The organism is Curtobacterium sp. 9128 (assembly GCF_007673775.1).
GTDB lineage: Bacteria > Actinomycetota > Actinomycetes > Actinomycetales > Microbacteriaceae > Curtobacterium.
The window spans coordinates 381,803-403,061 of the sequence record NZ_VEAF01000002.1; the positions used below are offsets into that span (position 1 = coordinate 381,803).

The following is a 21,259-nucleotide window of genomic DNA, read 5'->3' on the forward strand; positions in this document are numbered from 1 at the left end:
CGACTCCGGAGTCGCTACTGCAGCCCGCGCCCCACCCGGCTGTGCCGACGGCTGTACCCGAAGTAGATGGCGAAGCCGATCACGAGCCAGATGACGAAGCGCAGCCACGTCTCGACCTCGAGGTTGAGCATCAGCCAGAAGCACAGCACCGCGGACAGGATCGGGATGACGGGCGAGAGCGGCACCCGGAAGGAGCGGGGCGCGTCCGGGCGGGTGCGACGGAGCACGATGATGCCGATCGAGACGAGCACGAACGCCGACAGGGTGCCGATGTTGATCATGCCCTCGAGCTTGTCGACGGCGGTGAACCCGGCGAGGAACGCGACGACGATGCCCGCCACCACCTGCACGCGGACGGGGGTCTGCGTCTTCGGGTTCGTCACCGAGAACCAGCGCGGCAGCAGGCCGTCGCGGCTCATCGAGAACACGATGCGGGACAGGCCGAGGAGCAACACCATGACGACGGTGGTGAGTCCGATGAGGGAGCCGATCGCGATGATGCCGGCCGCCCAGGGCAGCCCGACCAGGTCGAAGGCCGAGGCGAGGGACGGCGCGTCCTCCTGCGCGAGCTGCCGGTACGAGACCATGCCCGTGATGACGATGCTGACGCCGACGTAGAGCAGGGTGACGATGCCGAGGCCGATGAAGATGCCGCGGGGCAGGGTCTTCTGCGGGTTCTCGGTCTCCTCGGCGCTCGTCGCGACGACGTCGAACCCGATGAAGGCGAAGAACACCAGCGACGCCGCGGCGAGCAGCCCGAAGACGCCGTACTGCGCGGGCTCCGCGCCGGTCACCCAGGACACGAGCGACTGCGTCCAGACGCTGCCCTCCGCACCCTTCGACGGCTGGGCCGGCGGGATGAACGGCGTGAAGTTCGCGGCCTTGACGAAGAAGGCGCCGACGACGATGACGAACACGACGATCGCGACCTTGATGACCGTGATGACTGCAGAGACGCGGCTCGACAGCCGGGTGCCGAATGCGAGCAGCGCGGTGAAGACGCCGACGATCAGGACGGGTCCCCAGGTGAAGCCGATCGGGCCGATCGCGATGGTGCTCGGCAGGGTGATGCCGAAGACGTCGAAGGCGGTGCTGAGGTAGATGCCCCAGTACTTCGCGATCACGGCGCTGGCCGTCAGGGTCTCGAGGATTAGGTCCCACCCGACGATCCACGCCAGGAGCTCCCCCATCGTGGCGTAGGTGAACGTGTAGGCGGACCCGGCGACGGGGATCGTCGACGCGAACTCGGCGTAGCACATGATCGCCAGGCCGCACGTGACGGCCGCGAGCAGGAACGAGATGATGACGCCCGGTCCGGCGAAGTTCGCCGCGGCGTTCGCCCCGACCGAGAAGATACCGGCGCCGACGGCCACCGCGATGCCCATCGCCGCGATGTCGAACGTCTTCAGGGAGCGCTTCAGCGACCTCCCCTGTTCGTCGGCGTCGGCGAGGGACGCCTCGATCGACTTCGTGCGGAGCTTCGGTGCCATGGGGTGGATCCCGTCATCGGCTGGCGGTGGACCCCGGAAGGGTACTGGTGTACCAGCCCGGCACGCAAAGCGTCCGTGTGGACGGGCCGACCCGCAGGTGGTCGCGTCGGCCGGCCTGGAGGCTCGGTGTCAGTCCGCCGCGCGCCGCCAGTCCGCCAGGAAGCGGGCACCTGCCTCGTCGTGGATCACGCCGTCGGGAGCGGTGAGCACGGGGTACGGCGTCTCCGGCACACCGTCGGACGGGCGGACGTCGACGTGCGCGACGTCGTGGCCGTTCGCGTGCAGCCAGTCGGCCATCGCGTAGTCGCTCCGGGAGTCGCCCATGGTCCGCCAGGCGACCGGCAGCTCGCCGTCCTCGGCGAGGAGCTCGAGGGAGCGCTCGGCGCCCAGGTCCTTGCCGCTGCGCATCGACTCGACGTCGGTCGAGATGATCGTCGGGTCGATCCGCCACTGCACGCTGCCGTCAGCAGCCGGGCGGACGTCGTCGACTCGGCCGACGCCGAGGCCACGACGCTCGAGGGCGGCCATCGCCCGCGCGTCGAACTGGGGCTGCCGCGCGAGGTACGTCGCGTTCGGCACGTCGACGCGCTGCTCGACCGACACCATCGCGCGCTTGGTCTCGTCGAAGAACACCAGGTCGGCGTAGTCGCTGCGGACGAGCGCCCGCATCTCGTCGGCGTAGTCCCGCGGCAGCGCGAGGTCCTCGGCAACGCTGATCGCACCCATCCCGTCCGGGTACTGCGGGCCGATCGAGCACCAGACGGCCCCCTTCTCGCAGATGGCGTGCACGCGACCACCCGGGGCGAGGCCACCGTCGAGGAGCGGCTTCACGACCTGCTCGCGGATGAACGCGTCGCTCCGGCCGGTGTTGAACACCACGGGGATGCCCTCCGCGGCGAGCGCGACGAGGTCGGCCACGATGCCGGGGATCGCGATGGTGCGGGAGACGGGACTGGCGATGGGGCCGTCGACGTCCAGCAGGAGTCCGAGTCGTGGTGCGCTCACCCGACAATCCTGCCGCACGTTCAGGGCTGGAGTTCCCGGACCCGGGTCAGGAGCCGGTCGAGTGTGTCCGCCCGGGGTGAGTGGTCCTCTCCCGGCACGACGACGAGTTCGGAGCCGGGGATCGCCTCGGCGGTCGCCCGTGCGGCGAGGCCGAGCCAAGCGGCGCTCTCCGTCCCGCAGCCGACGACGACCGGCACCCCGACCGCGGCGAGTGTGCGTTCCGGGATCGCGAGGCCGTTGAGCATCCGGACGTCACGGGCGAGGACGTCCGCGTCCGCCAGGAACGAGCGCCAGAGCGCCGGTCGGAGTCGGTAGGCGCTGACCTGCCCCATCGGCAGCCCGAGCACCTGTCCGAGGAACGCCCGGACCGCGGTCGCCCGGCGTCCGGCGGCGACGTGCTCGTCGAGGGTGTCGGCGAAGACGACGTCGTCCGCGTGCGGGTCGACGCTCGCCCGGTACGGCGGCTCCCACAGCACGGCGGCGTCCGCCGGCAACCCCGACGCGAGCGCGTGCAACACGACCCCGGCGCCGACACAGACGGACGCCACGGTCACGGGTCCGTCCGCCGAGGCGACGACGGCCCGGAGGTCGTCCACCTCGCGTTCGATGGACCACGGCGCGGTGTCCCCGCTGTCGCCGCGACCCCGCCGGTCGTAGGTGATCACCCGGCGTCCGGCAGCGAGGCCCTGGACGACCTCCTCGACGAAGGGGGTGCCGCGGTGCCCGAAGGCCCCGCCGACGACGACCACCGCCGGGCCGGACCCGACGTCGGTCACGGCGATGGCGGTGCCGTCCGTGGAGACGACCGTCCGGTCGACTGGTGCCTGCATGGTGTCCTCGGAGGTGCGTCGACGGCGCTGCGTCGGGTCCTCGGGGGACCGTGCGAGTCGGTTGTCTGCAGTGTCGCAGCTGTGGTGCCCTCGGCGACATCCCACCTTCCGGGGGCAGACCGGCCGGCCGTGGGCGTGTCAGACCAGTGCCGTTGTGCCGACGGACTCCCGTTCGAGCAGCGATCGCTTGACGTCGAGCCCCCACGCGAAGCCGCCGAGCGAACCGTCCGAGCGGAGCACCCGGTGGCACGGCACGAACAGGGCGGGGGCGTTCCGCGCACACACGCTGGCGGCGGCCCGGACGGCCTCGGGTCGGCCCATGCGTGCGGCGAACTCGGTGTACGTCAGGGTCGAGCCGGCGGGGATCTGTCGGAGCTCCCGCCAGCCCGCTTCGAAGAGCTCGGTGCCGACCTGCCGGACCGGGACCTGCATGACGTGGTCGACCTCGCCGGCGTAGAACGCGTCGACGGCGTCGACGGAGGTGATGGTGCCGGCACGGACGACCGTCGGGCGGTGACGGGCGGTGACCCGGGCGACGATGCGGTCGACGGACTCCGTCCACCCGGAGGCGAGGACGCGACCCTGGTCGTCCTCGAGCACCGTGAACGGGCCGTCGGGGGTGTCGATCGTGGCGATGACTGCGTCGGTCATGGGGTGTCCTTCCGAGAGAGCGAGTGGGCAGCGCGAGCAGCGGCTGTGGCGCGGTCGACGATCGGCCGCCAGCAGTGCATCGTGAGGTAGCTCCGCCAGGGCGCCACCTGCTCCGACCATAGGGAGAGCGCACGCGCCGCATCGGGCATCCCGAGCTCCTGTGCACCGTTGCGCACCGCGAGGTCGGTGTGGAGGAACAGGTCCGGGTGGTGCCGCACCCGGAGCGCGACGTAGTCGGCGGTCCAGGGCCCGATGCCCTTCACCGCGAGCAGGCCGTCGCGCAGCTCGTCGAGGGACTGCCCGCCGTCGACCACGAGGGACCCGTCCGCGAGCGCCTCGGCGACCCGCAGGATCGTCTGGACGCGAGCCGCCGGACCGCGCAGGACCGAGACCCCGCGCTCCGCGACGACCGCGGCGGAGGGGAACAGCAGCGCGTCGGGCGCGATCGACGCCGGCACCGGTGTCCCGAGTGCGGCGACGAGCCGGGTCTGCGCCGTCCGCGCGGCGGCCACCGAGACCTGCTGCCCGATGAGCGTCCGGAACACGACCTCGTGCGCGTCGACCGCCCCGGGGAGCCGGATGCCCGGGGTCCTGGCGACCACGGGCGCCAGGACCGGCAGCGACCCGAGCACGGCGTCGACGGCGACCGGGTCTGCGTCGAGGTCGAACAGGGCACGCACCCGGGCCACCAGGGTCGGGAGGTCGCGCAGCTCCGTGACCCGTACGACCAGGTCGATCCCGACGCCTCGAGCGGACGCACCGCGGTCGGTGGCTGCGGCCGTGGTCGCGCCGGACGGGAGCGATGCACGGAACCAACCGGGGCCTCCCGGCAGGTCGACCACGCGTCCGTACCCGGTGACCGACCCGTCACCGGCCCGCTCGACCTGCTCGAGGCGGTCGAGCGCGTGCAGGGCGTGCCAGTCGAGCAGGCCCTGCCCGTCGAACGGTGCCCTCGCCGGCAGGTGCACGTGCAGACCGCCGTCCTGCACCGGACGGACCCGGCGGCGGGCGCGGAGCTCGGTCGGCGTCACGGCGAAGACCTCACGCACGGTGTCGTTGAACTGGCGGATGCTCGCGAAGCCCGCGGCGAAGGCGACGTCGGCGACGGGCAGGTCCGACGACGTCAGGAGCGTCCGAGCGGTCTGCGCCCGGTGCGCCCGGCTGAGTGCCTTCGGTCCAGCGCCCAGTTCCGCCGTCATGATCCGGCTGAGGTGCCGCTCGGAGTACCCCAGCCGCGCCGCGAGCCCGGGCACGCCCTTCCGCTCGACGACCCCGTCGAGGACCAGGCGCATCGCGCGTCCGGCCACGTCCTCGCGGACGTCCCACTCCGGGCTCCCCGGCGTCGCCTCCGGCAGGCAGCGCTTGCAGGCGCGGAACCCCGCCAGGTGGGCGGCGGCACTGGTCCGGTAGAAGGTCACGCCGGACGACCGCGGGGTGCGGGCCGGGCAGCTCGGTCGGCAGTAGATGCCGGTGGAGTGCACGGCCGTGACGAACTGCCCGTCGAAGCGCGCATCGCGCGAGGCGGCGATGCGGTGTCGCTCGTCGTGCAGGGCGTCGGGTCCGGTGTCGGTCACGGACCAACCATGGCATGCGCCACCGTCAGCGACTGGCGGGAATCGGACGCCGCAGTGGGGCCGGCCAGGAGGCTCGGCTACCGTCGTCCGCGTGGCTCCCGGTGACGACGTGGTGACCTCCGACGCGCTGGGTCACGTCACGGCCGTCGAGGTCGCGATGCTCCTGGTGTCGCGGCGGCACCGGTACGAGGGACGTCCCGCCGACGGGGCACTGCCGGCCGACGAGGAGGAGCTCCGCGAGCGGATTCAGCTCCGGGCCGGCCTCGGGATCGTCGGCGACCGCTACTTCGGCTCGCGGGCACACGTCCACGCGTCGGTGACCGTCATCGGACTCGAGGCCCTCGACGATGTCGGTCGGGAACTCGGGACGACACTCGACGCGGCGAGGACCCGGCGGAACGTGTACCTCCGCGGCGTCGACGTCGAAGCGCTCCGCGGGGAGCCGTTCTCACTCGACACCGGGTCCGGCGCCGTGCTGTTCCGCGGGTACCGGCCGGCGAACCCGTGCGCGTGGATGGACCACGAGCTCGCACCCGGTGCGTTCCGGGCGATGCGCGGCCGGGGCGGGGTGCGGTGCGACCCGGAGTCCGACGGGGTGCTCACCGTCGGACCCGCGCTGCTCCGCACGGTCGGGCCGATCGCCGTCCCGCCCCCGGCTCGCTGATCAGGCGGTCGCGGGCGCCAGGGCTGCCTGGATCGCGTCGACGAACGCCGGCAGGTCGTCGGGGTTCCGCGACGTGATGATCGTGCTGTTCGTCTCGTCGACCTGCACCTCGCGGTCCACCCACTCGGCGCCGGCGTTCTGCACGTCGGTCTGCAGCGAGGGGTACGAGGTGATCGTCCGACCGGGCAGCACGCCGGCCTCGACGAGGGTCCACGGCCCGTGGCAGATCGCCGCGACGGGCTTGCCCTGCTCCACGAAGGCCGTGACGAGGTCGATCGCGGCGCGCTCTCCGCGGATGGTGTCGGCGTTGATCGTGCCGCCGGGCACCACCAGGGCGTCGAAGTCGCCCGCCGAGACGCTGTCGAACGTGGTGTCGGGGTCGAGGGTCTTGCCCGGGTCCTTGTCGCCGACGAGGGTCTGGATCGAGTCCGAGGACTTCGCCGCCACCGTCACCGAGGCTCCGCGCTTGCGGAGCTCGTCGACGGGGACGACGATCTCGTCCTGCTCCACGCCGTAGTTCGTGCTGATGACGAGGACGGTGCTTCCGTCGAGGGCTGCCATGGTCACTCCTTCTTCCGTGGGCCGGGGACTCCGACCACCGGCTCCACGCTGCCCTCCGGCGCTGGAAGCCGACTCAGCTGTGCCGGGACCGGGCGGCCGGCTGTTCAGCCGCGGAGCCGGAAGACGGGTGGCTCCGCGGTGACCTCGATCCCGTCGTAGCCACGCACGCGGGCGAGTCCGACCGTGACGTCGTGGTCGAGCTCGCCGACGACGACCGTGGTCGCGCCCGACGCGACCGCCGACTGCAGCCCGGCCGGCGCGTCCTCGAACGCCACGCACTCGTCCGCCCGGAGCCCGAGGAGCGCTGCGCCGCGGACGTACCCGTCCGGGTGCGGCTTGCCGTGCTCGACGTCCTCCGAGGTCACGACCACCGTCGGCACGTCGACGCCCGCTGCCCGCATCCGGTTGAGCGCGAGGTCCCGCGGGGCACTCGTCACGAGGGCGACGGGGACGCCGGCTGCCGTCAGCCGCCGGACGAACGCGGCGGCCCCGGGGATCTCGATGATCCCGTGGGTGTTCTCGACCTCGTCGGCGACGAGGGCGTCCGCCAGGCGGCGCTGTTCGGCGGGGTCGAGGTCGGGGAGGAAGTGCTGCACCGTGTCGATCGTCTGGCGGCCGTGCGAGAACGCGAGGATCGTCGACGGCGCGAGGTCGTGCTGGGCGCCGAACCGACCCCACGCTCCCTCGACGACCGAGGTCGAGTCCACCAGGGTCCCGTCCATGTCGAAGAGGACCCCGGACGCCACGATGTCGATCACGGCCCCGACCCTACCGTCGCAGGTACCGCGTCAGCAGGACGTCACCAGCGCCACGCAGCACGTGTGCCAGGCGCATCCGCCGCAGCTCCGGCGACGACCCCGTCGCGATGCGCGGTGCCGCCCCGCCCTCGAGCGAGGGGTCGATCGTCAGGCAGAGCTCGTCGACCTCGTCGGCCGCGATGAGGGCCCCGAAGAACGACGGCCCTCCCTCGCAGTGGATCGTGGTCAGGCCGCGCGCCACGAGGGTCCGCCGCACGAGCGCCGCGTCGACCGACTCCTCGCCGCAGGACACCACGTCCGCCACCGCCGACAGGGCGGCCCGGCGACCGGCGGGCGCGGACGACGACGTCAGCACGACCGGCCGCACCGGTGCCTCGGTGAAGACGGTGGACGCCGGGTCGAGGGAGAGCGACCCGGACACGATCGCGAACACCGGGTGGTCCGGCATCCCGTGCGCCCGTCGCCACGCGATGGCGGCGTCGTCCAGGCGCATCGGACCGTACCCCTCGTCCCGCACCGTTCCCGCTGCGACGAGCACGACGTCCGCCGTCCGCCGGAGCAGGTCGAAGACCCGCAGGTCGTCGTCACCGCCGAGCGAACCGGACAGACCGCCGGCCGATGCGGCCCCGTCGGCGGTGCTCACGAAGTTCACCCGGAGCCATCCGTCGGCCGACGGACCGGAGGCGGGGCGAGCCTCCCGGCCGTACAGGGCGACCAGTTCGTCGTCGGACAGGTCCGCGATCAGCGGCGGCAGCGTCGTCACGTGTTGTGCCGCGCTTCCACCGGCTCGCGCCAGCCGAGCGTCGCCTCGACCATGCGCATGGCGTCCACGGACTCGGCGACGTCGTGCATGCGGACGATGCGGGCGCCGAGCATCGCGCTCACCGTGGCGACCGCGAGCGACCCGGACAGACGCTCGCCCCGCGGCCGGCCGAGGGCCTCGCCGACGAAGTCCTTGTTGGAGACCGCGGCGAGCACCGGGTGGCCGAGCGCGACCACCTCGGGCAGCCGCCGGGTCAGCTCGAGCGTGTGCACCGTGTTCTTGTTGAGGTCGTGCCCCGGGTCGACGATGATCCGCGACTCCGGGATCCCGGCGGCGAGTGCCCGGTCGACCCGTTCGCGGAGGAACGCGACGACCGCGCCGGTGACGTCGTCGTAGTGCGGCGGCGTGGGGAGCTCGGTCCGTGGCGGAGCGACGGAGTGGGTGATGACGATCGTCGCGTCCGAGTCGGCGACGACCGATGCCATCCGCGGGTCGGACAGCCCGGTCGTGTCGTTGACGACGCTCGCACCCGCGGCGACGGCTGCGGCCGCGACCTCGGGGCGGAAGGTGTCGACGCTGATGGCCACGTCGGATTCCCCGGCGAGTTGCCGGACCACGGGGACGACGCGCTCGATCTCCGCAGAGGCGGGCAGTTCCGGACCCGGGGCGAACTTCACCCCGCCGATGTCGACCAGGTCGGCGCCCAGCTCGGCGGCACGCACGGCCGCGGCGACGGCCCGGTCGAGTTCGAAGGTGGCGCCGCGGTCGTGGAAGGAGTCCGGGGTGCGGTTGACGATGGCCATGACGGCGATGCGCCGGTCGAAGTCGACGGTGCGACGGCCGAGGGTCCGGACGGGGTGCCGGAGGGCGGGCACGACCCACCCCGGGGTCGCGGAACCCGCGGCGTCGGACTGGAGGCCCGGTGCGGCCGGTCCGGTCGTCATGCGTCCGCCTCGGCGCCGGTCCCGATGAGCGCGATCGCCTCCGCACGGCCGGCCGCGTCGGCGAGTTCACCGCTGGCCGCGACGGTGACCGTCGTGGACCCGGTCTGCCGCTCGCCCCGGGTCGTCACGCACTGGTGCTGCGCGTCGAGCACGACGAGGACGCCGCGAGCTCCGAGTCCGTCGTGGACGGCGCGGACGATCTCCTCGCCCAGGCGCTCCTGCAGCTGGGGTCGCGAGGCGAGGGCGTCGACCACCCGGGCGAGCGTCCCGAGTCCGATCAGCCGCTCCCCCGGGGCGTACGCCAGGTGGGCGACCCCGAGGAACGGCAGCAGGTGGTGCTCGCACACCGACCGGAACTTGACGTCCCGGACGACCACGAGCCGGCCGCGCTCGTGCGCCTCGGCGGCGACGGTGCCGTCGCGCGCGATGGCCGAGGCGTCCACGCCGATCCCCGCGAAGAACTCCGTGTAGGAGTCCGCCACCCGCTGGGGCGTGCGGGCGAGGCCGGGGCGGTCGGGGTCCTCACCGATCGCGGCGAGCAGCTCGCGAACGGCGGCTTCGACACGAGCACGGTCCACGCGAGACGTCACACCCCCAATCAAACACCAGGATCCGCACGTTGCCAGGTTCCTTTAAACTTCGTTGGTGAGCGCCACGCAGACAACCGACACGCCCTCCCGGAACCGATTCGCCTCCGGCCTCGACCGCTTCTTCTCGATCACCAAGCGCGGTTCGACCATCCCCCGCGAGGTCCGCGGTGGCCTGGTGTCCTTCGTCACGATGGCCTACATCGTCATCCTCAACCCGCTCATCCTCGGGGGCTTCAGCGCCGACCAGGCGGCGAAGGACGTCACCGGTGGCTGGCTCGAGAACGCCCAGGTGGCCGCCGCGACCGGGCTCGTCGCCGGCCTGATGACGATCGCCATGGGCCTGATCGCGAACCTGCCGTTCGGGATCGCGGCGGGGCTCGGGATCAACTCGTTCCTGGCCGTGAGCGTCGTGCACCAGGTCACGTGGGCCGAGGCGATGGGCCTCGTCGTCATCAACGGCATCATCATCGTGATCCTGGCGTTGACGGGGATCCGGACGATGATCTTCACCGCGGTGCCGGCGCAGCTCAAGGCGGCGATCACGGTCGGCATCGGACTGTTCATCGCGTTCATCGGGCTCGTCGACTCCGGGTTCGTGCGCTCCTCGGGCCTGGCGTCGCCGCCGCTGCAGCTCGGTGAGGACGGGTCCGTCGGCGCCCTCCCCACGATCGTGTTCCTCATCGGCCTGGTGATCATCGGCACGCTCATGGCCCGCAAGGTCAAGGGCGCACTGCTCATCGGCATCATCGCGACGACGGTCATCGCGATCATCCTGCAGGCGGTCTTCCACGTGCCGACCTCGGTCGACTCGAAGACCGGCTGGAACCTCAACGCCCCCGGTCTCCCGAGCGCACTGTTCGCCCTGCCCGACCTGTCGCTCGTCGGCCACTTCGACTTCGGCGCGTTCAGCCGCATCGGCCCGTTGGCCGCGTCGATGCTCGTCTTCACGCTGGTCTTCACGAACTTCTTCGACGCCATGGGGACGATGACCGGTCTGGCGAAGGCCGCCGGCGTCGCCAAGCCCGACGGCACCTTCCCCCGCCTGCGCTCGGCGCTCGTCGTCGAGGGCGCCGGGGCCATCGCCGGCGGTGGTGCGTCGGTGTCCTCGAACACGGTGTTCATCGACTCCGCGGCCGGCATCGGCGAGGGCGCCAGGACGGGCATGGCCTCCGTCGTGACCGGTCTGCTGTTCCTGGCCTCGATGTTCCTCACCCCGCTGACCCAGGTGGTCCCGCTCGAGGTGGCCGCAGCCGGGCTCGTCGTCGTCGGCGCGCTCATGGTCGCCCAGGTGAAGGACATCGACTGGACCGACTTCGGGTCGGCCCTGCCGGCGTTCCTGACGATCGTCGTGATGCCGCTGACCTACTCGATCGCGAACGGCATCGGCGCCGGCTTCATCAGCTGGGTGCTCATCAAGGCGCTGTCCGGCCGTGGCCGCGAGGTCTCGTGGCTCCTGTACGTCGTCGCGGCGGGCTTCCTGCTGTACTTCGCCCGCGGACCGCTGGAGAGCCTGCTCGGCGTCGGCTGACCGCCGCGCACGCCAGGCCCGGCTCAGTCGGGCAGGTCGGCCGGCGTCGCCTCGTGGTGGCGTCGGCCGTCCGTGCGGCGGTCCTCCTTCATGCTCGCCTCGAGGAGGTGGCGGCGACCGCCGACGAGTTCGTCCCGCGCGGTGCGCTCGAGGTCCTTCGCGAGGGCGTAGTAGCCGTCGTCGTAGTCCTCGACCACCTGGAACGTCCACCGGCCCGCGATGACGTTCCGCCCGATGAGCTCCGTCTCGATCCGGTCCGCGAGCTCGGCGTGGCCGGCCTCCCGGAGCTGCTCGACGGCGTCCCCGAAGCCGAGGTCCGCCTTGCCGGTGAGCCGGTGGAAGCCGTAGAGGTAGCCGCGTGCGTGCTCGAGGACCTCGAGCGCTGCGGACAGCGTCCCCAGGGCTTCGACCGTGGCGTCGGACACCCCCTCCGGTACCTGGTGCTGCTCGTCCGGGCCCTGTGCGTCGTCGCTCATGCGTCCCGTCTACACGAGCACTACTTGGTCTGGTTCGGGTGATGCGTGTGCACCTCGAGGATCTGGACGAGCCGAGCATCCTCGTCGACGGTGAACCAGATGCGCGCGCCCCGCTTCAGCTCGAGCTGCCGACGCGTCCACGACCGCCCAGAGTGGACGACCCGGCCGAGCTCGCCGCGGAGGGCGTGGCACGCGAGGTCTTCCGTGAGGGGATCGACACTGAGCCGTTCCCACGCCGACACGACGGCGTTCCGCTGTGTGGCGACGAGATCGCGCCATCCGACCTCGGCGGAGCGTCCGAGGAACACGATCGTGTACTCCGTCGTCCGGGTCGGCCGTGGGACTGCCTGGCGGCGACCGGCCATCGCGTCAGGGTTTCTCGACGACGACCGGGTCGGACAGCACCTCTTGCTCGGCAGAACCCCACCCAGCTGCGATCGCCTCGGCACTGTTGCGCCACGCCTGCAGCTCGAGGAGCAGCCGTCGAGGCTGCCGCAGGGAGAAGGAGCCGCGCGCGACCTCGACGATCTCCCGCGCGAAGCGCTTCTGGTCGTCGCGGCTGAGCATCGCGATCCACGGGTACGGCACGACGAGACGCTCGTGCATCGGGAGGTGTTCGTCGAGCGTGACGGCGGCGATCAACTGCGCCGCGATCTCGAGGACCGCGTCGTCCTCGTCAGAGCGCTCCTTCGTCGTGAGCACCAGCGGCTTGCCGTCACGGCGGGTGACCTCGAGCGGCTCCTGTTCCGCAGCGGCGAACACCGCCCGTGCGTGCCTGGAGAGATCCGACGACTGCACGGTACGGCGAGCACGGGGCGGCGCGGTGAGGGTCATGGCTCGATGCTATTCAGAACAGGTTCTGAACGCAATGCCAACCTCGGTCGCTCCATGAGCCGCCACGACCCACCGAGCAGGGGCGCGAGCGTCACCACCGTGTAGACGCACGCGATCACGCCGAACGTCGCGGAGACACCGATGCCGTCGGCGGCGACACCGGCGAGCAGACCGCCGAGCGGGATCCCGGCCCACGACCCCGCGCCGAGCAGCCCGAACACCCGCGCCCGCATGTGCTCCGGGATGCGCTCGAGCTCGACGGCGCCGAGGATCGGGTTGAGCGCCCCGGCAGCCAACCCGGAGACACCGGCAGCGGCGAGCACCCACGGCAGGTCGAGCCCGAGTGCCGGGGCGACGAGCGAGGGTCCGCCGGCCAGGACGAAGCACAGCACGAAGGGGATGCGGCGCGGCAGCCGGTGCGCGACGTACCCGAACACGAGCGAACCGAGGAACGCCGCACCGCCGAACGTCCCCGACACGAAGCCGAGGCCCTGCGCCCCACCGAGCCGCTCGTCGGCGTACAGCGGCAGCAGCGTGGTGGACCTCGCCGCGTCGAGCAGGTTCGTGACCAGCACCAGCGCGATGACCAGCCGGAAGAACGGATCGCGCACGCAGAAGCGGAACCCGTCGGCGAGGTCGCGCCAGTAGCCGCCGGAGGTGACCGCCTGGTCGGCCGTCGGCGACGCGTCGGAGGTGCTCCGGGCCTCCGTCCCGATCGCTGGCGGGTCCGCCTGTCGGACGGAAACCGCCGTGAGGAGTGCCGCCGCGCCGAAGGCGAGCGCCGTGCACGCGAGTGCGGGCAGCGGACCGAGCGAGGCCACGAGCAGTCCACCGACCGGGGCTCCGACGAGCACGGAGAGCCGCGCGGACGCCTCGAAGTGTCCGACCGCACGCTCGAGGGGTACCCCGGCGGCGGCGGCGAGTCCGGGGAGCAGGACGCGGCGTGCGGACTCCCCCGGCATGTCGAAGAGCCCACTGACGAACACCAGGGCGAGGAGCGCCCAGAACGGCAGCCCGACGGTCCACGCCAGGACCGGCATCGTCAGCAGCGTCGCGCCGCTGATGACGTCGGACCACGCGCTGGAGCGGACGAACCCGATCCGCTCGACGAGAGCACCGCCGAACGGGCCGCCGAGCACGATCGGCACCGTCGCCATGAACGCGGTGATCCCGACGTCGGTGGCGGAACCGCCGCGGGCGAGGACGACGAACGGGACGGTGACCGTGGTGACGACGTTGCCGACCCGCGAGACGACCTGGACGGCGAGGAGCGCCCGGAGTCGACCGCGGGCGGTCATGCGCGCGGCCACCGGTACGCCTGCTGGAGCACGAAGACCTGTTCGGACCCGTCGTCCGCGGTGTGCTCTGCGCTGACGGCGAGCCAGCGGGTGACGACGTCCCGCAGCTCGGTCCCGAGCCGCTCGAGCTCCGGTGCCGTGAGCCGGAGGACCCGGTCCGAGCTCAGCGCCGCGGCGACCCACTCGCGACCGAGCTGCGGAGCCTGGTCGACGAACGCCTCGAAGTTGGCCGCGTAGACCCGGGCGACGGCGCGGTCCAGTGCGCTCGCTGCCATCAGCCGCTCGGGGTCGTCCATCGCGTCGGCGAGGTACCAGGACGACGACTCGTGGGCGGCGCGCCACCAGCGCTCACGACGGTCGGTGCCCTGCCCCTCGGCGGGTTCGATGAGCCCGACCCCGGCGAGACGGGTGCAGTGGTAGCTGATCGTCCCCGGTGCCTCGTCGATGAGGTCACCGAGCATCGCGGCGGTCTGCGGACCGTTCGCGCGGAGCAGCCCGAGGATCCGCAGTCGGGTGGGGTGCGCGAGGGCCCGCATGTGTGCCGGGTCGTCGATCCGTCCGTCGTCCATGCCCAGGAGCGTAACTCCACAAGACCTGTTGCGCAACACTTCTTGCGGATAGCGGGGGGAGGTCATCCACGGCGCGCCGGGTTGTTGCACGCGCCGGTCGGGCGACCTAGCATTCGAACACACGTTCGAACGAAGGAGGCCTCTGATGATGGTCATCGATGCGGCAGCGACGGTCTGGTGGACGGACGGCGCACCGGTCCGGCTCGTGTGGCAGGGACGACGGTGGCGTGTCTCCGACCACCCGACCCGGCTGACCGTCACCCCGGCGGCACTCCCGACCGCCATCACCCACGCTCCCGAGCGCACCGTCGGCTGGCGCTTCCAGGTGACGGCGGAGGACGGCGAGACGCTGGTCGTCGACATCGTGCCCGACGGCGCCGGCTGGTCCGTCGCGCGGACGTGGAACTGACCGTGGGCCCGACCGTGGGTCCGAGCGCGGGTACGGTCGCAGCATGACCAGGTGGATCGCGCTGCTGCGCGGCGTGAACGTCAACGGGATCACGATCCGGTCCGCCGACCTGCGCGCCCTCGTCACCGAGCGCGGGTACCGCGACGTGCGGACCGTGCTGGCATCGGGCAACGTCGTCTTCGACGCGGACGTGGACGCCACCGGGGACCCGGCCGCGCGCGCCGGTCTCCGGCACGACGTCGAGCAGGCGCTCCGCGACCGCTTCGGGTACGACGCCTGGATCGTCCTGGTCCCGCACGCTGCTCTGGCCGCGGTCATCGACGGCTTCCCGTTCCCGAGCGGCCCCGACCGGCACGACTACGTCGTGTTCGGCTCCGAGGACACCGCGCTCGACGAGCTCCTGGACGGGCTCGACCTCGACCCGGCGGTCGAGCAGGTCGCCCGCGGCGACGGCGTCGTGTACTGGTCGTGCCCGAAGGGGTCCAGCACGGACACGGTGTTCGCCCGGCGTGCGGCGGCGGCGCGGTTCAAGCGCACGACGACCACCCGCAACGTGAACACGCTGCGGAAGCTGCTCTGACCCGAGCGTCGGGGATCAGGCGGTCGTCTCGTCCACCTCGTACTCGCGCACGAGCGAGATCGTCGGGATCGACGCGGTGATGACCGAACCGTCGGCGCGCAGCGTGCCCTGGATGTCGCTCGTGGTCGGCGCGTGGCCGTCCATCCGCGGTCCCTGGTGCGGCAGCGGCACGACGGTCGGTGACGCCGCCTCGATCTCGTACGGCTGGTTGTGCACCCACGCCGTGAACCCCTCGCCGGACTCGACCGTGAACGTGAGGCGCTCCTGCTCGAGGTCGACCCGGATCCGCGACCCGTGCACGGTGATCCGGTAGGTCAGGCGCTCCCACGACTTCGGCAGCCGCGGGTTGAAGGTCATCTTCCCGCCGTGGTCCCGCATCCCGCCGAAGCCGTTCACGAGCCCGCCCCAGATCCCACCCGTCGACGCGATGTGCACGCCGTCGGTGGTGTTGCCGTGCAGGTCGGCCAGGTCGACGTAGAGCGCCGTGTTGAAGTACTGCTCGGCGAGCTCGTGGTAGCCGACCTCGGCCGCCATGATCGACTGCACGACCGCCGACAGGGTCGAGTCACCCGTCGTCAGGGCGTCGTAGTAGTCGAAGTCGCGACGCTTCTCGGCCGGGGTGAACTCGTGCCCCTGCAGGAAGAGCGCGAGGACGACGTCCGCCTGCTTCAGGACCTGGAAGCGGTAGATGACCAGCGGGTGGTAGTGCAGCAGCAGCGGCCGCTTGGACTCGGGGGTGTTCTCGAGGTCCCAGAGTTCCTTGTCGAGGAACTGCGCGTCCTGCGGGTGGATCCCACGGTGCGGGTCGAAGGGGATCTCCATCGACTCCGCCGCGCGCTCCCAGTCCACGATCTCGCCCGCGTCGAGGCCGGTCCGCCGGACCATGCGGGCGTACTCCTCGGGGTCGTCGACGGCGAGCTCCCGGCACGCGTTGACCGCGAACCACAGGTTCGCCCGTGCCATCACGTTCGTGTACATGTTGTCGTCGACGACGGTGGTGTACTCGTCCGGTCCGGTGACGCCGTCGATGTGGAACTTCTGGTCACCGTTCGAGCGCCAGAAGCCGAGGTCCTCCCAGAGTCGGGCGGTCTCGACGAGGATGTCGATCGCCCCGCGCTTCAGGAACTCGGTGTCGCCGGACGCCCGGACGTACTGCATGAGCGCGTGGGCGATGTCCGCGTCGATGTGGTATTGCGCCGTGCCGGCCGCGTAGTAGGCGCTCGACTCCTCGCCGTTGATCGTGCGCCACGGGAAGAGCGCACCACGCTGGTTGAGCTCGCGGGCCCGCGAGCGCGCGGCGTCGAGCATGTTGTAGCGGAAACGGAGGGCGTTCCTGGCGACGATCGGCGCCGTGTACGACAGGAACGGCAGGACGTAGATCTCCATGTCCCAGAAGTAGTGGCCGCCGTACCCGGACCCGGTCACGCCCTTCGCCGCGATGCCGTGGCCGTCGGTGCGCGCGGTCGCCTGGGCGAGCATGAACAGGTTCCACCGGACGGCCTGCTGGACCTCGGGCTGCCCAGCGACCTCGACGTCACTCCGTGCCCAGTAGTCGTCCATCCAGGCGTGCTGCTTGGCGAACGTCTCCTCGACGCTCTCGGCATGCGCTCGGTCGAGCGTGCGCTCGCAGCGGTCCGCGAGCTCGCGCGCCGGTACGCCGCGGGAGGTGTGGTACACCATGTTCTTCGTCAGGCGGATCGGCTGCCCGGCCCGCGCGTTGATCCGGTAGACGTGCTTGGCGAGGTCGTCCTCGATGGACGAGGACTCGTCCCAGGTGTTCTCGGTCTCGATGCGGTGTTCGACGCCGACGCAGATCGTCATGCCGGAGCTCGACGCCTGGTAGCCGAGGAGCGACCGGGTGCCCGAGTTGCGCTTGAGCTTCGGCTCGAGCACCCGCTCGGTGAAGGTCTCGGCCTTGCGCGGGTCGAACGCGGTCGCCGCGGCGCGCATGCCGGCGTGGTACTCGTCGACGACGTCCTGGCGGTTGAGGATCTGGCTCGAGAGCAGGATCGACGCGTCATGGTCGAGCATCGTGACCTCGTAGTCGATGACCGCGAGGTGCCGGTCCGTGAACGACACCAGGCGTCGCGACCGGATCAGCACGCGCTTGCCGGACGGCGTCGACCACTCGGTCTCCCGCAGCAGGAATCCGCCGCGGAAGTCGAGCCGACGGGTGTGCCGGAGGATGTCCGCCTCGGCGAGGACGAGCGGCTCGTCGTCGACGTAGAGCCGGATCACCTTGGCGTCGGGCGCGTTGATGATCGTCTGGCCGGTCTTGGCGAACCCGAAGGCGTCCTCCGCGTGGCGGATCGGCCAGGTCTCGTGGAACCCGTTGACGTATGTGCCGTACTGCACCCCGCCGCGGCCCTCGTCGAGATTGCCACGGAGCCCGAGGTAGCCGTTGCCGACGGCGAAGTTCGTCTCCGCGACGCCCTGCTCGTCGGGTGCGTACTCCGTCTCGACGAGCGCCCACTCGTCGACGGGGTACCGCACACGGTCCAGGGGGTCCGAGGTGATGGGGTTCATGCGTGCTCCGTGGGGAGGGAGGTGGTCAGGGGCGGCCGGGAGGCACGGATCGCGCCGTGCGGGCCGTCTACAGTTCCGCCGTGGCCGGTCGGGGCAGGTCGGGGACGAGCTCGGCGAGGTCCGTCACCACGACGTCGGCGCCGTTCGCGCGGAGGTCGTCCGCACCCGCTCCGCGGTCGACACCGATCACGAGCCCGAAGGCGCCGTTCCGTCCGGCGGCGACACCGCTCGTGGCGTCCTCGACGACGACGCACTCGGCGGCGGTCAGCCCGAAGCGGCTCGCCGCGTCGAGGTAGGTGTCCGGTGCGGGCTTGCCGGGGAGGCCGTCCTCGCGCGCGACGACACCGTCCACGATCACCGGGAAGCGCTCGAAGATGCCCGCCGTGCGGAGGACCTGCACCGCGTTCGCGGAGCTCGAGACCACGGCCACCGACATCCCGGCGTCCGTCGCGGCGACCAGGAAGCGCAGTGACCCGGGGTAGGGCTCGACGCCGTGCTCGGCGAGCTCGGCGGTGAACTCGGCGTTCTTGCGGTTCCCGAGCCCGCACACGGTGTCCTGGTCGGGGCCGTCGTCGGGCGAGCCCTCGGGCAGGTCGATGCCGCGCGACTCCAGCAGCGAGCGGACCCCGTCGTACCGCGGCTTGCCGTCGATCGAGTCGAAGTAGTCCTGCTCGGTGTACGGGGCGACGCCGTGCTGCTCCAGGTACGGCGTGAAGAGCCGGCTCCACGCGCGCATGTGCACGTCGGCCGTCGGCGTCAGCACCCCGTCGAGGTCGAAGAGGAGCGCGCGCATGTCAGCGAGGCGCGCAGGGGTCCGTCGATCCGACGACGTCATGGACACACACCTTCCAGGCAGCGGAGTCGAACGAGTGCTGCCGTCGAGTCTAGGACCGCTCCAGCCTCCGTGTGCCGTCCGACCCACCCGGGTAGCGTCGGCTCCGTGCCAGCCGCTCCCGCCGCGCTCCGCCTCCGTGCCGTCGCCGTCGCCGTCCGCGACCACCGGGTGCTCGTCGTGCTCCGACACCGTGACGGGAACGCGTACGCGGTCCTGCCGGGCGGCGGTGTCGAGGCCGGCGAGACCCCGCAGCAGGCGTGCGTCCGGGAGCTCCGCGAGGAGACCGGACTCGACGGGGTCGCCGAGGCGCTGCTGCCGGTGGGCCTCGACCGGGACGCCCCGGCTCTGTACTTCCGGGTCAGCGTCGGCGACGCGACGCCGGCGATGCCCGCGGACGCGCCGGAGGCCCGGCGTGCGACCGCGACGAACCGCTACGACCCGACGTGGGTGCCGCTCGACGACCTCGACCGGATCGGACTCCGTCCCGAGCGGGCACGGCGAGCCGTCGAGCTCGCCGTCAGCTGAGCGCGCCGGACCGGAGCCGTTCGACCCACCGCTCGACCGCGGCGCTGATCTGCGCCCGGGCCGCCGCGGGCGAGATCGTCGCGACGCCGTCGCCCGGTTGCGGCCCGTATGCACCGAAGTCGGCGTGGTTCGCGCCCTGGACCTCGGTCGTCGTCGCGGACGCGGGGAGTTCGTGGCGGGCGGCGTCGACCTTCTCCGGGGTGGACAGCCCGTCGCGCGAACCGGAGACGCTCAGCACGTCGAGGCCGCTCCCGGACAGGTCGTTCGCGCAGTAGCTGCCGAGGAGCAGGAGCCCGGCCACGCCGGGGTCGTCCGCGAGCTGGCAGGCCCGGACCCCGCCGAGCGAGTGTCCGCCGACGGCCCAGGTCCGGACGTCGGGGGCGTGCGACTCGAAGGTGGACAGCGGTCGGAGGTCGAAGAACGCCAGGTGCAGCGTCGGCTTCGTGATGACGACCGTCGTGCCGCGCGCGACCACCTGCCGGAACGTGGCCATGTACGCGTACGGATCGACCTTCGCGCCGGGGACGAACACGACCCCCACGCCGTTCGCGGTCCCGGTCGGGGTCATCACCACGGCGTCCCCGGCGTCGCGCACAGCGACCCGGTCGTCGCGCCAGACCTGCAGTGCGGCGGACCGGGTGCCCTGCATGACGATGTTCGCCCACACCAGGAAGACCACCACGACGACGAGCAGCACGGCGACGACCCAGGCGGTCCAGCGCAGCGGTCGGCTCATCGGGCGTCCTCCGGTCGGCGGGCGGTGACGGTGAGCCACCGTTCCTCGGCTCCCGGCGCGGTGGTCTCACGGACGACGACGTCGGTCCAGCCGGTCTCGGACACCACCGACGCGAGCGCGTCCTCGGTCCAGTAGGTGAAGTGTCGTGGCCGGTCGAGCTTCCGCGTGCTCCAGTCCTCGCTGTCGCCGCGCTTCACGGTCGCGGCGAGCACCCCGCCGGGGACGACGGCCACGAGGGCGCGGCGGAGCACGCCGGGGAGCTCCTCGCGTCGGACGTGCAGGAGCACCGCGTTGGCGAACACGGCGTCGTACCCGCCGCCGAACACCCCGGTGCGGACGTCGAGCACGCGCGCGGTGTGCCCGTCGGCGCGGAGCCGGTCGACGAACGAGCGGGCGCCGTCGGTGCGGTCCACCCGGAGACCGGCCTCCTCGAGTGCCCTGGCGTCCCGCCCGGGGCCTGAACCGAGTTCCAGGACACGGGCTCCGACCGGGACGAGCCCGAGGAGGTCGTCGACGAGCCCGGCACGGTGGCCGTCGGTGCGGTCGGCGTACCGGTCGGCGGCGTGCTCGTAGGTGTGGAGCGTGCGGTCCGTGGCGAGGTCCCGCCGCATGCGGACCTCGTGCCGGCCGTCGGGCAGGACGTCGCCGGGCTCGTCGACCGCCCGGAAGCCGTGTCGCTCGTACGTCCGTCGCGCCGGGGCGTTGTCCGGCATCACCGACAGCTCGAGTTCGGCGGCGTCGGTCCCCGCCGCCCACCGGACGATCTCCTCGATGAGCCGATCGGCGACCCCGTGACCGCGGGCGGCCGGGTCGACCCACATCGAGATCAGCTCGACGCGGTCGTCGTCGCCGGGCGTGCCGCTGGCCATGCCCACGGCGCGGTCGCCCTCGGTCGCCACCAGGTCGAGTGCTCCCGGGATCGACAGTCGCGCCCGCCACCGGTCCTCCGGCGCATCCGCCCACTCGTCCAGGCGCGACCCGAACGCCTGCGGCGCATCGGTGAGCGCCGCCAGCCGGACCGGGCGCCACACCTGCCAGTCGTCGGCGGTCAGGGCGCGGAGCTCGATCGTCACGCTCTGACGCTACCGCGCGGACGTACCCGGACGACACGCG

At 72.1% G+C, this 21,259-nt stretch carries 24 protein-coding genes; 5 read left to right on the forward strand and 19 right to left on the reverse strand.

What is annotated here, in order from left to right; translation table 11 throughout:
• Positions 1-14 precede the first annotated feature (14 nt).
• From FS641_RS05000 to FS641_RS05020, 5 genes are all read right to left on the reverse strand, one after another.
• Positions 15-1,490: an APC family permease gene (locus FS641_RS05000; RefSeq protein ID WP_144760793.1), complete on the reverse strand. Its 1,476-nt coding sequence runs from the start codon at positions 1,488-1,490 to the stop codon at positions 15-17.
• A gap of 129 nt (positions 1,491-1,619) precedes the next feature.
• On the reverse strand, positions 1,620-2,495 hold the full coding sequence (locus tag FS641_RS05005) for a hypothetical protein (RefSeq protein WP_144760796.1): 876 nt from the start codon (positions 2,493-2,495) through the stop codon (positions 1,620-1,622).
• A gap of 20 nt (positions 2,496-2,515) precedes the next feature.
• Positions 2,516-3,325, reverse strand: coding sequence for an alpha/beta fold hydrolase (locus tag FS641_RS05010; protein ID WP_144760799.1), 810 nt, complete (start codon positions 3,323-3,325; stop codon positions 2,516-2,518).
• Between the two features lie 138 nt (positions 3,326-3,463).
• Positions 3,464-3,976, reverse strand: coding sequence for a methylated-DNA--[protein]-cysteine S-methyltransferase (locus tag FS641_RS05015; RefSeq protein ID WP_144760802.1), 513 nt, complete (start codon positions 3,974-3,976; stop codon positions 3,464-3,466).
• The gene (locus tag FS641_RS05020; protein WP_144760805.1) at positions 3,973-5,550 is read right to left on the reverse strand and encodes a DNA-3-methyladenine glycosylase 2 family protein; all 1,578 of its coding nucleotides are present in this window, start codon (positions 5,548-5,550) and stop codon (positions 3,973-3,975) included. The genes FS641_RS05015 and FS641_RS05020 overlap by 4 nt, the downstream gene beginning before the upstream one ends.
• A 157-nt stretch (positions 5,551-5,707) precedes the next feature.
• Here FS641_RS05020 and FS641_RS05025 point away from each other — a divergent pair, with 157 nt between their 5' ends.
• Positions 5,708-6,214, forward strand: coding sequence for an MOSC domain-containing protein (locus tag FS641_RS05025; protein ID WP_144761540.1), 507 nt, complete (start codon positions 5,708-5,710; stop codon positions 6,212-6,214).
• On the opposite strand, the gene FS641_RS05030 is transcribed toward FS641_RS05025, so the two are convergent.
• From FS641_RS05030 to folE, 5 genes are all read right to left on the reverse strand, one after another.
• Complete coding sequence (locus FS641_RS05030; protein WP_144760808.1) at positions 6,215-6,775, reverse strand: type 1 glutamine amidotransferase domain-containing protein; 561 nt, start codon at positions 6,773-6,775, stop codon at positions 6,215-6,217.
• Between the two features lie 104 nt (positions 6,776-6,879).
• On the reverse strand, positions 6,880-7,533 hold the full coding sequence (locus tag FS641_RS05035) for an HAD-IA family hydrolase (RefSeq protein WP_144760811.1): 654 nt from the start codon (positions 7,531-7,533) through the stop codon (positions 6,880-6,882).
• 10 nt (positions 7,534-7,543) lie between these two features.
• A complete protein-coding gene (locus FS641_RS05040; protein ID WP_260855689.1) occupies positions 7,544-8,296 on the reverse strand; it encodes a pyrimidine reductase family protein in 753 nt (250 codons plus the stop codon).
• Positions 8,293-9,240: a dihydropteroate synthase gene (gene folP, locus FS641_RS05045; protein WP_144760814.1), complete on the reverse strand. Its 948-nt coding sequence runs from the start codon at positions 9,238-9,240 to the stop codon at positions 8,293-8,295. Before folP ends, FS641_RS05040 begins: the two co-directional genes overlap by 4 nt.
• Positions 9,237-9,830, reverse strand: a complete 594-nt coding sequence (gene folE, locus FS641_RS05050) for a GTP cyclohydrolase I (protein WP_260855690.1) — start codon at positions 9,828-9,830, stop codon at positions 9,237-9,239. The genes folP and folE overlap by 4 nt, the downstream gene beginning before the upstream one ends.
• A gap of 52 nt (positions 9,831-9,882) precedes the next feature.
• On the opposite strand from folE, the gene FS641_RS05055 reads away from it, so the two are divergent.
• A complete protein-coding gene (locus FS641_RS05055; protein WP_144760817.1) occupies positions 9,883-11,358 on the forward strand; it encodes an NCS2 family permease in 1,476 nt (491 codons plus the stop codon).
• A gap of 23 nt (positions 11,359-11,381) precedes the next feature.
• Here FS641_RS05055 and FS641_RS05060 read toward each other — a convergent pair whose 3' ends face one another.
• Genes FS641_RS05060 through FS641_RS17935 form a run of 5 tightly spaced genes read right to left on the reverse strand, consistent with a single transcriptional unit; the run spans position 11,382 to position 14,535 of the window.
• Positions 11,382-11,834, reverse strand: a complete 453-nt coding sequence (locus tag FS641_RS05060; protein ID WP_144760820.1) for a hypothetical protein — start codon at positions 11,832-11,834, stop codon at positions 11,382-11,384.
• A 20-nt stretch (positions 11,835-11,854) separates the two neighbouring features.
• On the reverse strand, positions 11,855-12,199 hold the full coding sequence (locus FS641_RS05065) for a hypothetical protein (RefSeq protein WP_144760823.1): 345 nt from the start codon (positions 12,197-12,199) through the stop codon (positions 11,855-11,857).
• A gap of 4 nt (positions 12,200-12,203) precedes the next feature.
• Entirely contained in the window at positions 12,204-12,668 is a 465-nt protein-coding gene (locus tag FS641_RS05070) for a prevent-host-death protein (protein WP_144760826.1), read from the reverse strand.
• Positions 12,665-13,966 carry an MFS transporter gene (locus FS641_RS05075; RefSeq protein WP_260855691.1) on the reverse strand — a complete coding sequence of 434 codons (1,302 nt, stop codon included), beginning with the start codon at positions 13,964-13,966 and terminating at the stop codon, positions 12,665-12,667. Before FS641_RS05075 ends, FS641_RS05070 begins: the two co-directional genes overlap by 4 nt.
• Positions 13,963-14,535: a helix-turn-helix domain-containing protein gene (locus FS641_RS17935; RefSeq protein ID WP_186317579.1), complete on the reverse strand. Its 573-nt coding sequence runs from the start codon at positions 14,533-14,535 to the stop codon at positions 13,963-13,965. The genes FS641_RS05075 and FS641_RS17935 overlap by 4 nt, the downstream gene beginning before the upstream one ends.
• A gap of 145 nt (positions 14,536-14,680) precedes the next feature.
• Here FS641_RS17935 and FS641_RS17940 point away from each other — a divergent pair, with 145 nt between their 5' ends.
• Both FS641_RS17940 and FS641_RS05085 read left to right on the forward strand, forming a co-directional pair.
• Positions 14,681-14,944 carry a hypothetical protein gene (locus tag FS641_RS17940; protein ID WP_186317580.1) on the forward strand — a complete coding sequence of 88 codons (264 nt, stop codon included), beginning with the start codon at positions 14,681-14,683 and terminating at the stop codon, positions 14,942-14,944.
• Between the two features lie 43 nt (positions 14,945-14,987).
• Entirely contained in the window at positions 14,988-15,524 is a 537-nt protein-coding gene (locus tag FS641_RS05085) for a DUF1697 domain-containing protein (RefSeq protein WP_144760835.1), read from the forward strand.
• A gap of 15 nt (positions 15,525-15,539) precedes the next feature.
• Here FS641_RS05085 and FS641_RS05090 read toward each other — a convergent pair whose 3' ends face one another.
• Positions 15,540-18,050 carry a glycoside hydrolase family 65 protein gene (locus FS641_RS05090; protein WP_144760839.1) on the reverse strand — a complete coding sequence of 837 codons (2,511 nt, stop codon included), beginning with the start codon at positions 18,048-18,050 and terminating at the stop codon, positions 15,540-15,542.
• 67 nt (positions 18,051-18,117) lie between these two features.
• The gene (locus tag FS641_RS05095; protein WP_144760842.1) at positions 18,118-18,885 is read right to left on the reverse strand and encodes an HAD family phosphatase; all 768 of its coding nucleotides are present in this window, start codon (positions 18,883-18,885) and stop codon (positions 18,118-18,120) included.
• 105 nt (positions 18,886-18,990) lie between these two features.
• Here FS641_RS05095 and FS641_RS05100 point away from each other — a divergent pair, with 105 nt between their 5' ends.
• Positions 18,991-19,410 (forward strand): NUDIX domain-containing protein, encoded by a 420-nt coding sequence (locus FS641_RS05100; protein ID WP_222122046.1) that lies wholly within the window; start codon positions 18,991-18,993, stop codon positions 19,408-19,410.
• Here FS641_RS05100 and FS641_RS05105 read toward each other — a convergent pair.
• The gene (locus FS641_RS05105) at positions 19,403-20,146 is read right to left on the reverse strand and encodes an alpha/beta hydrolase (RefSeq protein WP_144760848.1); all 744 of its coding nucleotides are present in this window, start codon (positions 20,144-20,146) and stop codon (positions 19,403-19,405) included. The two genes, FS641_RS05100 and FS641_RS05105, sit on opposite strands and share 8 nt — an antisense overlap.
• Positions 20,143-21,219 (reverse strand): bifunctional GNAT family N-acetyltransferase/class I SAM-dependent methyltransferase, encoded by a 1,077-nt coding sequence (locus tag FS641_RS05110; protein WP_144760851.1) that lies wholly within the window; start codon positions 21,217-21,219, stop codon positions 20,143-20,145. The genes FS641_RS05105 and FS641_RS05110 overlap by 4 nt, the downstream gene beginning before the upstream one ends.
• Positions 21,220-21,259: the final 40 nt, after the last annotated feature.